The organism is Rothia sp. HMSC066G07, assembly GCF_001814485.1.
In the GTDB taxonomy this organism is placed as follows: Bacteria; Actinomycetota; Actinomycetes; order Actinomycetales; family Micrococcaceae; genus Rothia.
On sequence record NZ_KV816933.1, the window covers coordinates 30,500 to 43,938 of the forward strand.

At 60.6% G+C, this 13,439-nt stretch carries 11 protein-coding genes; 2 read left to right on the forward strand and 9 right to left on the reverse strand.

Annotated elements, in window-relative coordinates; all coding sequences use genetic code 11:
- Window positions 1-465: 465 nt before the first annotated feature.
- From HMPREF2971_RS08420 to clpS, 8 genes are all read right to left on the reverse strand, one after another.
- Window positions 466-2,568: a DNA gyrase/topoisomerase IV subunit B gene (locus HMPREF2971_RS08420; protein ID WP_070675117.1), complete on the reverse strand. Its 2,103-nt coding sequence runs from the start codon at window positions 2,566-2,568 to the stop codon at window positions 466-468.
- 223 nt (window positions 2,569-2,791) lie between these two features.
- On the reverse strand, window positions 2,792-4,021 hold the full coding sequence (locus HMPREF2971_RS08425; protein WP_070692506.1) for an RDD family protein: 1,230 nt from the start codon (window positions 4,019-4,021) through the stop codon (window positions 2,792-2,794).
- A gap of 320 nt (window positions 4,022-4,341) precedes the next feature.
- Window positions 4,342-4,998, reverse strand: a complete 657-nt coding sequence (locus HMPREF2971_RS08430) for a non-canonical purine NTP pyrophosphatase (protein ID WP_070687924.1) — start codon at window positions 4,996-4,998, stop codon at window positions 4,342-4,344.
- 38 nt (window positions 4,999-5,036) lie between these two features.
- Window positions 5,037-5,768, reverse strand: a complete 732-nt coding sequence (rph, locus tag HMPREF2971_RS08435; RefSeq protein ID WP_005506419.1) for a ribonuclease PH — start codon at window positions 5,766-5,768, stop codon at window positions 5,037-5,039.
- Between the two features lie 141 nt (window positions 5,769-5,909).
- Entirely contained in the window at window positions 5,910-6,803 is an 894-nt protein-coding gene (locus HMPREF2971_RS08440) for an MBL fold metallo-hydrolase (RefSeq protein WP_049350312.1), read from the reverse strand.
- Window positions 6,794-7,846 (reverse strand): glutamate racemase, encoded by a 1,053-nt coding sequence (gene murI / locus HMPREF2971_RS08445; protein WP_070692509.1) that lies wholly within the window; start codon window positions 7,844-7,846, stop codon window positions 6,794-6,796. The genes HMPREF2971_RS08440 and murI overlap by 10 nt, the downstream gene beginning before the upstream one ends.
- 154 nt (window positions 7,847-8,000) lie before the next feature.
- Window positions 8,001-8,621 (reverse strand): DUF2017 domain-containing protein, encoded by a 621-nt coding sequence (locus HMPREF2971_RS08450; protein WP_070506624.1) that lies wholly within the window; start codon window positions 8,619-8,621, stop codon window positions 8,001-8,003.
- Window positions 8,621-8,941 (reverse strand): ATP-dependent Clp protease adapter ClpS, encoded by a 321-nt coding sequence (gene clpS / locus HMPREF2971_RS08455; RefSeq protein WP_005507825.1) that lies wholly within the window; start codon window positions 8,939-8,941, stop codon window positions 8,621-8,623. The genes HMPREF2971_RS08450 and clpS overlap by 1 nt, the downstream gene beginning before the upstream one ends.
- Before the next feature lie 261 nt (window positions 8,942-9,202).
- Between clpS and HMPREF2971_RS08460 the strand changes: the two genes are divergently transcribed.
- Together HMPREF2971_RS08460 and HMPREF2971_RS08465 are read left to right on the forward strand one after the other, a co-directional pair.
- Entirely contained in the window at window positions 9,203-10,501 is a 1,299-nt protein-coding gene (locus HMPREF2971_RS08460; RefSeq protein ID WP_049350315.1) for a nicotinate phosphoribosyltransferase, read from the forward strand.
- A 73-nt stretch (window positions 10,502-10,574) separates the two neighbouring features.
- Window positions 10,575-11,201 carry an isochorismatase family protein gene (locus tag HMPREF2971_RS08465; RefSeq protein ID WP_070692512.1) on the forward strand — a complete coding sequence of 209 codons (627 nt, stop codon included), beginning with the start codon at window positions 10,575-10,577 and terminating at the stop codon, window positions 11,199-11,201.
- A gap of 515 nt (window positions 11,202-11,716) precedes the next feature.
- Here the strand turns inward: HMPREF2971_RS08465 and HMPREF2971_RS08470 are convergent.
- A complete protein-coding gene (locus HMPREF2971_RS08470; protein WP_070692515.1) occupies window positions 11,717-13,144 on the reverse strand; it encodes a transcriptional initiation protein Tat in 1,428 nt (475 codons plus the stop codon).
- Window positions 13,145-13,439 lie beyond the last annotated feature (295 nt).

Sequence of the window (13,439 nt, forward strand, 5' to 3'; positions counted from 1 at the left end):
AATGTGCGTTTGTGCCAGATTTCGGGTAGTCCACCATCGATGGAGGGCATACGAGAGTTACTGACACAGTGTCTCTCATGCTTCTAAGGTACAGGGTTTTCCTAAGAAGCTGTGAGTAGGCTGTGCATAGTATGGACGTTTATTGTTTGACGTTTCGCTAAAGGTACGTTGAACGTTATCCCTCGATGCAAGGGTGGTGAGAGGAATGAGACACGATGGTGCCTTGCGGGGTTGGGAGGTACTTTCGGAACCAGGGTGAAACTTTGCGGTTTTATATTATTTCTGCAAAGTTTTGGTGACAGATTCCTGAATTATGACAGGTGGTTCAAGCAGTACTCAAAGCTTAAATTTGCCTAAATCATACCAATTTTACTGAAACTTCCAAGAAATAGTGTGACTATTATCATGGAAAAATCATTAAATGTGACACGCCAGTCACCACTACCCCGCAAGGTACACCGCAAGCTACATATCGATGCTCTCAGTATCCAGCTGATGAGCACCCGCAATGATGAATTCCTTACGCGGAGCCACCTCAGAACCCATCAACAAGGAGAACGCACGCTCGGCAGCCTCCGCATCTTCAATGCGAATACGGCGCAACATACGATGACGCGGATCCATCGTCGTCTCAGCCAGCTGGTCAGCGTCCATCTCACCCAGACCCTTATAGCGCTGAATGGGTTCCTTATAGGACACACCCTGCTCCTGCAAAGAATCCAGAAGCTCGTGCAGCTGCTTCTCCGAGTAGGTGTACACCATCTCGTTCGGCTTGCCGCGGCGCACCACCTCCACGCGATGCAGAGGCGGAACCGCAGCGTACACGCGACCGGCCTCAATCAGCGGACGCATGTAACGGTAGAACAGGGTCAGCAGCAGGGTACGAATGTGGGCGCCGTCCACGTCCGCATCGGTCATCATAATGACCTTGCCGTAGCGGGCAGAGTCCAGATCAAAGGTACGACCCGAGCCCGCACCGATAACCTGAATCAGCGCCGCACACTCAGCATTCGCGAGCACATCAGTCACCGAAGCACGCTGAGTGTTCAGGATCTTACCGCGAATCGGCAGCAGCGCCTGATACGAGGAAGAACGCGCCAGACGCGCAGTACCCAGCGCCGAGTCACCCTCCACGATGAACAGCTCAGAATGCTCAACATTGGTTGAACGGCAATCCACCAGCTTGGTGGGCATGGACGAAGACTCCAGCGCGGTCTTACGGCGCTGAGTTTCCTTATGGATGCGCGCCGAAACGCGGGTCTTCATCTCAGAGACGACCTTCTCGCACAGAGCGGTCGCCTGAGCCTTCTCGGCGCGGGCGGTCGACTCCAGGCGAGCCTTCAGGGCGTCCCCCACAACTTTCGATACGATCTGGCGAACCGCCGGGGTACCCAAAATCTCCTTGGTCTGACCCTCAAACTGCGGCTCGGCAAGACGCACGGTCAGCACGGCGGTTAGGCCGGCGAGCACGTCGTCCTTCTCAATCTTGTCGTTACCCACCTTGTACTTGCGGGCATTATCGGCAAGGTGCTTGCGCATCACGCGCAGCAGACCCTGCTCAAAACCGGTAGTGTGAGTACCACCCTTGGGGGTGGCAATAATGTTCACGAAGCTGCGGACCGTCGTCTCGTAACCAATGCCCCAGCGCAGCGCAACGTCCACTTCGCAATCGCGCTCCACGTCGGTCAGCTGCGAGCGGCCGTCCTCACCCAGCACCGGCACGGTCTCGGTGAAAGATCCGCTGCCGCTAAAACGCCAGGTGTCGGTAATACGCTCATCGTGCGCCAGAAACTCGACGAACTCGCTAATGCCGCCGTCGTACTGGAAGACTTCCTCGTGGGGCTCCAACTCGCCGGGGGTGCCGGGCAGTCGGCGCTCATCGCGGATGCAAATACGCAGACCCGGAATGAGGAACGCGGTCTGGCGCGCACGAGCAGCCAAGTCCTCGTAGCTGAACTTAGCGTCGGGGGTGAAAATCTGCGGGTCAGCCCAATAGCGCACACGGGTGCCGGTCACGCCGCGCTTAGCGCGACCCACAATCTGCAGAGCATCAGTGCCCTCGGTTGCGGGAGTGAACGGATCTTCGGGCTTGGGGGTGCGGCCGGACTCAAAGAAGCCGGGAATGCCGTGGCGGAAGGACATCTGGTAGGTCTTCGAGCCACGGTCCACCTGCACATCCAGACGGGAAGACAGCGCGTTCACCACGGAAGCACCCACACCGTGCAAACCACCGGACGCGTTATAGGAGCCGCCGCCAAACTTACCGCCGGCGTGCAGCTTAGTGAACACGACCTCCACACCGGACAGGCCGGTGCGCGGCTCAATGTCGGTGGGGATACCGCGGCCATCATCGCGTACCTCAACCGAACCGTCACGGTACAGAATGACCTGAATGGACTGGCCGAAACCGGCGAGCGCCTCATCCACCGAGTTGTCGATAATCTCCCAGAGGCAGTGCATCAGGCCGCGGGAGTCGGTGGAGCCAATGTACATGCCCGGGCGTTTGCGTACAGCTTCCAGACCTTCCAGCACGGAGAGGTGACGGGCGGTGTAGTTCGAAGACGCCACGGGATTCCTTTCGGGTGAATATGTCTGCGGTGGTGAACGCGTGCCACCGGGCGGAGTGCGAGTCCGGCTCAAGTGCTACGGGGGCAGAACGACAGCGGGGCACGACGCGTGTCGTGCCCCGCAGAGCGTTCAACGTTCGGAACTCTATTCTAGCGTGGCTTGGGGAAAAGAGTGATTAAGACAGTCACCGCTAATGCGCTGCTCTGCTTCCACGTTCCTTCCCCTAGTGTGCCTCACCCGAGGCGCGCGAGGAGCTCTCGTGACGGTTCGTGACCATGATATTGGACTTGAAGTAGAACTCTTCAGGAAGCTCATTCGTGACCGGGCCGTGCGGGAATTCGCTGAGCTTTGGCACGAAGTACCAGTCCATCAGCTCGCCGCTACTCTGCTTGAGGACGCGGCGTTCCCTCATGGCGTGGCGTACCTTGCGGCGCAGGCGCGGGCTGTCTTTCAGGGTGCTGGTGAAGACCCACGGAGTCTCGTAACCCTCGGTAATCATGCCGAAGGTGATGCGCAGGTTGCCGTTCTCGTCGGCGTCCATCGTGAAGTCGCCGTCTGCGATATCGGTGAAGGCGAGCATCCAGCTGTGTCGGCGTTCGTAGCTTTCGCGGGTGGTCTGCAGCGCCGCAATGAGGCGGTGGTCGACCAGCAGCTCCACCTTGCGTTCGGTGATTTCGCCCAGACGAGCGTAGGAGCCGAAGGCGCGGTTCGCACCGCTGCGGCGAGGCCACTTCGTCACCGCACCGTGCGGCACCTCCCCCGCAAAGGTGAAGGGGCCCGTCATGGTGCCGGGCAGACGCAGACGCTCAAACGGAGCTGTCGGCAGGAAGGTCGTCAGCAGCTGATCGGAGCTGACCGATTTACCCCAGCGCGCCATCTCAAAAATGGTCGGTTCAGGGCCTACAGGGTAGATATGCGGCATCTTGCGACCGAACTCGTCAAAGCCCTCAATAAACTCGCCGTTGGAGCTGTACCCGGGCATGGTCGCACCGAGCGGGCGAGTCCACGACCCCGAATACGGCTTGGTCAGGTGCGGGTTCTCCACCGGCAGGATGCTGGTGCGAGCACCCAGGTAGGCGGGCATGCGCGAGAGGTTACGCCAGGCGAACTTCGCGGCAACCGCCTCGCGCCACCACATGGGGCGCTTGCCGGGGGTTTGGCCGCCCAGGCAGTGCATGAGCAGCCAGAATCCAGACCAGCCGAGGCACCCTGCGGCAACCACCCAGAAAATAATCGTCAGCACAGTGTGCAGGGTTCCGGTCGCCCAGATATTCGTGGCGATCAGAGCCATGAACGCCACCCACGCCGCCATGACGTACGGGCCGAGCGTAATCATCGGATCGACCACCTTCACGGCGGCAATGACGCGGCGGTTCAGGCCGCGCCACACGTAGGAGTACGCCCAGCATCCGGCGGCAAGGGCGAGTGCCATCAGCAGAAGAAGGATGAGCATCGGTGTGTCTCTTTCGCTGCAGGTTTTTCTACCGTGGTCGGTGACAGCAAGCGTCGGGCAGATGCCCCGTTGAATGGCTCTTCAATAGCAAAACTCGCCTGCCGAAGGTACCTTCAGCAGACGAGTTTCTTTGGTGTCACTAACCTTGAGGTAAAGCTTCTCACACTATTGTGCCTTTAATTGGTATCCCTGTGGGGGATTTTAGGGGGATGCACGAAAAAATCGTACCCAACCCCGCGTTTTCACCCATCAGACCGGCACAGTGAGACAAGCAGACCGAGTAAGCTCTGGCGCCTCAGCGACTGTTTTAGACAGCGGTTTTAGGAGACCAACGCGGCAGCAATCTGAGGAATCAGCGCCTCAAAAGCACGCGCACGGTGGCTAATCGAGTTCTTAATCTCGGCGGGAATCTCAGCGCACGACTTGCCAGCGTACTGCCCCTCGTACAGGGCGTTCTCACCGTTCAGTTCCACGGGACGCAGAATCGGGTCGTAACCGAAGCCGCCCTCCCCCGCCGGTGCGGTCAGCAACTCGCCGGGCAGCTCGCCGTACTCGACCGCCTCAAAACCGCTCGGGGAGGCAACCGACGCCGCGCAGCAGAACTTCGCGCCGCGGTGCTCGGCAGAAATGTCGCTCAGCTGAGCCAGCAGCAGGTTCAGGTTCGCGGAGTCATCGCCGTGGCTACCCGCCCAGCGTGCCGAGAAAATACCGGGAGCGCCGTTGAGCACATCCACCGACAGACCGGAATCGTCAGCAATAGCGACCAGGCCGGTTGCCTCGGCAACAGCGCGCGCCTTCAGCAGGGAGTTCTCCGCGAAGGTCACGCCGGTCTCGGGAACGTCGGGGGCGTTCACGCTGGAGGCGTCAACCACCTGGGTGTCAACGTCCAGGCCGTCAATGCGTCCGCGCAGAATTTCACGCAGTTCCTTGAGCTTGCCCTTATTGTGGCTTGCCAGAACGATCTTTGCGTCTGCCATAGTTTCTCCTTGTCGACGGAACTAGTTACTGGGACGGGTTAGTGTGCCAGTGCTTCACGCTGAATCTGAGCCAGCTCAGCGGTGCCTTCCAGCGCCAGGTCGAGCAGGCTGTTGAGCTCGTCGCGGTCGAAAGGTGCACCCTCGGCGGTGCCCTGAACCTCAACGAACTTGCCGCTACCGGTGACGACCACGTTCATGTCGGTCTCGGCGCGAACGTCCTCGGTGTAGGGCAGGTCCAGCATGGGGGTGCCGTCAATAATGCCCACCGAAATTGCGGACACCGAATCGATCAGCGGGTTCGCCTTAGCGGGCAGAATCTTCTGCTCCTTCGCCCAAGAAATAGCGTCAGCCAGCGCCACGTACGCGCCGGTGATGGAGGCGGTGCGGGTGCCGCCGTCAGCCTGCAGAACGTCACAGTCAAGCACGATGGTGTTCTCGCCCAGCTCATCCATGTTGATGACCGCACGCAGGGAGCGACCAATCAGGCGAGAAATCTCGTGGGTGCGGCCACCCACGCGGCCCTTGAGCGACTCGCGAGAAGAACGGGTGTTGGTGGCGCGCGGCAGCATCGCGTACTCGGCGGTCACCCAGCCCTTACCTTCGCCCTTGAGCCAGCGCGGCACGCCCTCAGTGAAGGATGCGGTGCACAGCACGCGGGTGTTGCCGAACTCGATGAGGGCGGAGCCCTCAGCGTTGCGGGACCAGCCGCGGGTAATGGTGATGGGGCGCAGCTCGTTGAGGGCGCGGCCGTCTTCGCGGGTTGCAGTCATGGGTTCTCCTTGAATCTGTCTGCGGAATCTGTGTCTGTCTGTTGACTCTATGTCGAAAGGCAGGCGGAGCTGAGCGCAGTTTGCACTAGTCCAGCTCGTTTTAGCCTAGCTCGGTTTGGTCTAGTCCAGCTCGGGTTTGGTCTAGTCCAGCTCGGGCTTGGGCAGCGCAATCGCGGTGTTCAGCGGCGGATCGAGCACCTCCACCACGTTCAGGGTGGACGTGACCGGGTGAGCCTCCGTCGGGCGCGGGTAGATGCGGTAGCTTGCCGCCATTTCGGCAATGCCGACCGGGCCGGAGAAGGCGCTGCGCGCCTCCGCGCGGGCGATGTCCGGGTCGTTCCACACGGGCAAGTGGGTCAGCAGCAGGTTACGCACACCCGCCTCCGTGGCGGCCTCGCCGGCACGCTTGCCGGTCAGGTGAATACCGCGCAGGGCGTCGTCGCGACCCTCCTGGTATGCCGCCTCGCAGAGGAACAAGTCAGCACCGCGCGCAGCCTTGACCAGGCCCTCGCACAGGTCGGTATCGCCCGAGTACGAGAACACGGTGTGGCCCTCGCGGTCGTTGCAGGTGATGCGCAGCGCGTACGGGTCCTTCGAGGGGTGAACCACGCGGAACGGCTCCACGCGGAAGGGACCAATCTGCACGGGCTCGCCCTCAGTCCAGGTGTGGTAGTCAAACTCGGTGCTCATGCCCGGCTCCGGGTCCAGGCCGTGAGTTGCCGAAAGGTACTCGTTAATCGCGGCGGGACCGTACAGCGGAATGCGACCCTTGGGCCAGCCGCGCGGATCCCACTTGACTGCCACGTGCAGACCGGACAGGTCGATGCAGTGGTCTGGGTGCAGGTGCGAAATCAGAATCGCGTCGATATCGCTCAGGTCGATATGGCGCTGGAGCATGCCGAGGGAGCCGTTGCCCATGTCCATGATGATGCGCCAGGTTCGACCCGCGAAGTCCGTGGCGGTGAGCATGTAGCAACTAGCCGGTGAGACGGGGCCGGGAAAGGAGCCCGTGCAACCGATAACGGTTAGACGCATGAGGTGTCGTCCTTAGGGGTGGTGCCGGAAAATTCGGTGCCCGCGACAGTGTGTGCTGCCTCTGCAGGGTCTGCCGATTCGTCGAGGGTGATGTTGCGGTGTGCCGCAAGCATTTCGGGGGTGAGTGCTGCCAGCGAGCCGGTCGGGTAGCGTTCCGCCACGGAACTGGTGTGGCGCACGTTGGTGACCTCGGGGCCGAGGAAGCGGCGCGCCAGCTGCGAGAACGTCTCAGATTCGCCGGTGGCGAGGAATTCGTGGTGCGGGTTTTCCTCGGGGACCGGGCTTTCAATGGCGTGGTTGAGCAGTTCGCGGTACACGTCCTTCGCGGTCTCATCCGCAGAGGAAACCAGGGTGACGTCCTCACCCATAATGTAGGAAATCACGCCGGCCAGCAGCGGGTAGTGGGTACAGCCGAGCACGAGGGTGTCCACGCCGGCATCCTTGAGCGGCTGCAGGTACTCGCGGGCGGTCTCCAGCAGCTCGGGGCCGGAGGTAATGCCCTTCTCCACGAACTCCACGAAGCGCGGGCACGCCACCGAGTGCACCTCAAGGTTCGGGGTGATCGCGAAAGTGTCCTCGTAGGCGCGGGAAGTGACGGTCGCCTCCGTCGCAATCACGCCGATCTTGCGGTTGCGGGTTGCGGCGAGCGCACGGCGGGCGGCGGGCTGAATCACCTCAATGACGGGGATGCCGTACTGGCGGGTGTAGCGTTCGCGGGCGTCACGGAGCACCGCTGCGGAGGCGGTGTTACAGGCGATGACGAGCATTTTCACGCCGGAGTCGACGAGTTCGTCCATGATGCGTAGCGCGTTGGCGCGTACTTCTGCGATTTTGAGGGGGCCGTAGGGGCCGTGGGCGGTGTCGCCGACGTAGATGATGCGTTCGTGAGGCAGCTGGTCCATGATGGCGCGTGCCACGGTGAGTCCACCGACACCGGAGTCGAAGACGCCAATGGGGGCCGCGGCGGTGGGGCCTACGGGCGCGGGGCTACCCCAGGGGGTGCGGGCACGGTAGGGATTGGTCGCGTCAATGCTTTCACTCATGTGTCACCTACACTTCGTTATCGGTCGGGTACCTCGTTCTATGCTAACTCGCTAAGATTACCCTTTTAGTCCGTTGAGCGCTTAGATGAGTCGAGAACCACCATTATGTGGTTGTATATGACGGTAGTTTGAGGGGTAATTCGAAAAATTCGTTCTATTCTTGCTCGTTTGCCCCGCCAAATACTCCGCCAGGCTTTTCCTCTTCTTCGTCGTCCAGCCCGTCGAGCATGGCGAGCATGAGCGAGTCCTGAACCCAAGAGACGAAGTTGTACACCACAGCCATGTACTCTTCCTGGGTCTCAATCTCGGAAGGGTCGGTGAATGCCGCAATATCTTCTGCGGTGTCTTCGTCCACGATGTAGAGGCGGTCGGCGAGCACCAGGCGAATATCGCCGAGCGCGGCAGCCCAGGCGCGGGCGTGTTCTTCGTTCAGGCGCAGGTCGCTGGATTCAATGTCGAAGGCGAGCATGGCGAGGTTCGCGCGTTTGGTTTCTCGCAGGTCGCGTTCGGTGTAGCGGCGGTATTCGGTGGCGGCCTCGTCGTCGCTGCTTGCGGCGGGGAGCAGACGCGCCACGGCGCTGTCGGCGGGGATGGTGGGGTTTTCGGTGATGCCGACCAGCGCCTCCAGCGGGTCGACGGTGCCGCCGTCGGCGGTGGTATCTGCCGGGCGCAACAGCGCGCGCACGTCTTCGGCGAGTTCGCGGATCAGGTCGCGTTCGGCGGGTTCGAAGGAGGCGGTGTAGCCTCCGGGGGTGCGGCGGAAGGGTCGCGCCATTAGTTTTCTACTTTCTCGAAGGTTGCCAGCAGACCCCAGGCGTGCATTGCCTGGGTGTGTTTTTCGGCGTCTTCGCGCGAGCCGGTGAAGACGATTGCCTTGCCGTTGTTGTGCACCTGCAGCATGAGCTCTTCTGCGCGGGCGCGGGAGTAGCCAAAGTGGCTGCGGAAGACGTAGGACACGTAGGTCATGAGGTTGACTGGATCGTTCCAGACGATGACTTTCCAGGGGGTGTCTGTGGCGAGGATGTTCTCTAAGGCGGTGTCGAGGTCGGTATCCTCGAGGGTTCCGGTGGAGAGGGTCACGGCGGTAGTGTTCATTGGTTTCCTTTGCGGCCGGTTCCCTTTGATTATACGGGCGGGTATGTGTTGCCCCTGTGTTGCCTCTGTATTGCTCTGGTGTTCGTCCTGCGCTACTGCGGTGTTCGCCCTGCACTACTGCGGTGTTCGTCCTGCGTTGCTCCCGCACAGAGTGCTGGTAATTTGTCATACTACACCACTTAGAGTCAAGAATACTTTATGTAGTGATTGACACGCCGACTCAAGAGGAAAAATACCCTGATCCCCCACTACAATAAACACATGGCTACTACCTCTCTTCTCACCGACCACTACGAACTGACCATGCTCCAGGCGGCACTCGCCTCCGGCGCAGCCAACCGTAAGTGCACCTTCGAAGTCTTCACCCGCCGCCTGCCCGCAGGCCGCCGCTACGGCATCCTCGCAGGCACCGGCCGATTCCTCGAAGGCCTCGCAGACTTCCGCTTCAACGACGAAGAACTCTCCTTCCTCTCCTCCCGCAACATCGTCAACAAAGAAACCCTCTCCTACCTCGAATCCTTCACCTTCAGCGGCAACATCCGCGGCTACGCAGAAGGCGAAGCATTCTTCCCCCACTCCCCCGTCATGCAGGTCGAAGGCACCTTCGCCGAAGCATGCGTCCTCGAAACCTACCTGCTGTCCATCCTGAACTTTGACTCCGCCGTGGCGAGCGCTGCCTCCCGCATGAGCGCCGCCGCAGGCAACCGCCCCTGCCTCGAAATGGGTTCGCGCCGCGCCCACGAACGCGCCGCAGTCTCCGCCGCACGCGCCGCCGTGATTGCCGGCTTCGCGGGCACCTCCAACCTGGCGGCTGGCCTGCGCTACGGCCTGCACACCATCGGCACCAGCGCCCACGCCTTCACCCTGCTGCACGACAGCGAACGTGAAGCGTTCGAGGCGCAGCTGCGTTCCCTCGGCGCCCGCACCACCCTGCTCGTCGACACCTACAATGTGGACGATGCAGTCCGCCTCGGCGTGGAACTCGCCGGCGAAGAGCTCGGCGGCGTGCGCCTGGACTCCGGCGACCTGGTCGCCACCGCGGCTCGCGTGCGTGAACTGCTCGATTCGCTCGGCAACACCCACACCAAGATCACCGTCACCAGCGACCTGGACGAGTACGCTATCGCTTCCCTGGCGGCAGCACCCGTGGACTCCTACGGCGTGGGCACCAAGCTGGTCACCGGCTCCGGTGCGCCGACCTCCTCCATGGTGTACAAGGTCGTTGAGCGTGAAAACTCTGCCGGTGAAATGCAGCCGGTCGCTAAGGCGTCGGCTGGCAAGGCCTCCATTGGTGGCGCCAAGCGTGCGGCCCGCCGCCTCAACGGCATGGGTATCGCCACCGCCGAGGTTCTGGGCACCCACGAGGACCCGAACCTGCTCGAGGACACCCGCCCGCTCATGGTGGACTTCGTCCGCAACGGCGAGCTGCTGCCCGGCTTCACCGGTGAGGAAGGCGTGCGCCGCGCAACCGCCCGCCACGCAGCCTCCCTGGCTGAGCTTCCCGAAGCTGCCCGCCGCCTCTCGGAGGGTGAGCCAATCATTCCTACCGAGTTCATCTAAACCACCCTTCTGAGATACTGTTTTCATCTGGCGAATCAGAGTGAAAACTCACTCCTACTTGTAAAGGACAGACATGTCTAAGGCACTGATTATTGTTGATGTGCAGAACGATTTCTGCGCCGGCGGCACCCTCGCCACCGAGCGCGGTGCGGACGTTGCCGCGCTGATTAGCGAATACGTGGAGAACAACCACCACCGCTACGACGCGATTGTTGCCACCCAGGACTGGCATATTGATCCGGGTTCGCACTTCTCCGATACCCCGGACTACGTTGACTCCTGGCCGGTGCACTGCGTCGCCAAGAGCGAAGGCTCGCAGATTCACGAGAACCTGGACACCGACTACATTGAGGCGTACTTCCGCAAGGGCCGCTTCGAGGCAGCCTACTCGGGTTTTGAGGGTCTTCTCGCTCCCGAGGATGAGGTCGCGACCGGCGAGCACGAGCCTGGTGCGGATGCATCCGAGGACGGTCCGCAGACTCCCCTGTCGGAGTGGCTGGATGAGCGCGGTATCGAGTTCGTCGATGTTGTCGGTATCGCCACCGATTATTGCGTGTCGGCAACCGCTCGCGATGCGGTCGATGCAGGCTACGAGACTCGCGTGCTGCTTGACCTGACCGCGCCCGTGCACGAGGACAAGCTCGACGACGTGGTTGCCGAGCTTGAAGATGAGGGCGTCGAGGTGGTTGAGGTTCTCTAACCTCCACTATCACTGTAGACAGCTCACCATTTCAGGCGGGCGTTGAATATACAGAGACCTTGAATATACAGAGGCGGGGAGCCTGGGATGTACTATCCCAGGCTCCCCGCCTTTTCGTAGGTGTATACCTTCCGGGGTTATCTGTTCTGACAACCCAAGGCTGTGGTGAACATGTTTTGGGTGTAGCGAAGGCCCGCAGGCATCAAAGTGTCTGCGGGCCTTCAGGTTGGCGCATTACTACCAACCTTTTCCTCAAAGCCATTGGTTTCACCGTTGAGACTCAACGAGACATCACTCAATGGCGTTCTCCGTGAGTGGCCAAAATACACCAAGAGACCACTCGCCAGAGAAGTACACAGTCCTCATGCCAGATATGCGCGGATGCACCTCTGGGGGACTAAAACTTAGGGGCCGGTTCTCCCCACTCCTGATGAGTTTTCAGGAGAGGGAGAACCGGAGGGGTTAGTGTCTAACCCACCGAGCACTCAGATAGGAATACTCGGGTATGCACGCTATTAGGAGCGCTCGCAGAGGGTTACCTTTACGTAACCGGGGTTACGAGTACCGGCTTCCTTTGCGCCGTTACCAGCGGAAGCGATGGAGCTCTCGGCAACGGAGGGTGCAACGTAGGAGCCACCTGCGCCACCAGCACCGGCCTGGATCATGGTACCCACATTCTGACGCAGACCGTTAGGAGCGGAGTTACCGTTCCACTTCTGGCTGGTCTGGATTGCCGCCAGTGCACGAGCTGCACCGGAGCCACCGCCACCGTAGCCTGCGCCACCACCTGCGGAGACAACGCCCTGGTAGCCGTTGAAGTTGTAACCAACGTTGGGGTATTCCAGGACACCGAGACCACTACCGTCAGTCTTGGGCAGCTTCTCCGGAATGTTCGGGTCGTTGTTATCTACTTCGTAGGAGTATGCACTGACACCGTCTGCACCCTTACCATCGAAGCCGTTGCCACCCTGGTTACCTGCGGTGGAGGAGCTGTAAATCTCCTGGTTGTTGGTGGAGACGAAGCTTGCGAAGCCGTAGGCGTTCTTAGCAGTGAAGAGCTCGGGCTTTTCGCCACCGGCACCACCGGTACCGTTGCCGCCACCAGCGCCACCTGCAACCATCATCTTGCCGCGAGCAGGACGCTTACCCGATGCATCACGCATGTGAGTGAACCAGGAAACACCGGTCTCAGCAGTGTCACCGGTAGCTGCGGATGCGCTTGCACCTGCAGCAATCAGACCGGGGTTCTCGGAATCGCTAAGGAGAGCAACACCCATATCCTTAGCGTCCTTGTTGTAGTAAGGGGAGCCCTGGCCGTAGTTGTTCGAGCCGGGCTGGGTGCGCATACCCGCACCGCCACCGCCGCCTGCGAGGGCAACCACGGTGCCGTCAACCACCAGCGCAGAGGAGCCGCCACCGGAACCACCGTAGAGGTAACGGTTCATGTCAGATGCGCTACTCCAACGAGCAGTCACCTTAGAAACCACATCCGAGGGAACGGTAAAGGAATTCACGTCACCACCGTTACCGTAACCCTCACCACCGGTTGCAGGGCGAGTAACCCAGAGCTTATCGCTCTGAACGCCAGCTTCCTGAGTCAGGTATGCTACACCACCGGCAGCGGCGACCAGCTCAATAACCTGGCCTTCCTTAACGGGAATCTCACCGGTAATGAGAGCACCGGAACCACCGGCGACAGATGCAGAACCGCCACCTGCGCCACCGGCAACCTCGAAGCGAATCTTGTCGACCTTCGCGGGAACGGTGAACTTCTGGGTGTTCTTAGCACCGGAAGGCTGGCCAGAGATATTGAACTTGGGAGCAGATGCGTACGCGCACTCAGTAGAAGATGCGAAAGCGGGAACCGCAGCAGATGCTGCAACAACCGGAGCAGCCCATGCTGCGCCAGCAACAACCTTGCGGCGAGAAATGTTAGTAGACATGTATGTCCTTCGAGAGTGATATCTTGGGCATTCACTCCCACCAAGAACGCGGCCGATAAATCCACGCAGGGCAGAACTCACACACAAAAAGTGAACATAGCGTGCAGAAGAGAGTGAATGCATGATGTTTCTATACAAGCGTCAGCCCCTGCACAGCCAGAAGATCAAAAACACAAAGGTCAGCTTCAAAAGCACAGGGAAACCCAACACTTGGAGAAAGCATACCCCCCCCCCGTATTAAAATTTCAAGCGAAAAACGCACACAATCTTCCATAAACCCACTTTGACATGCAGT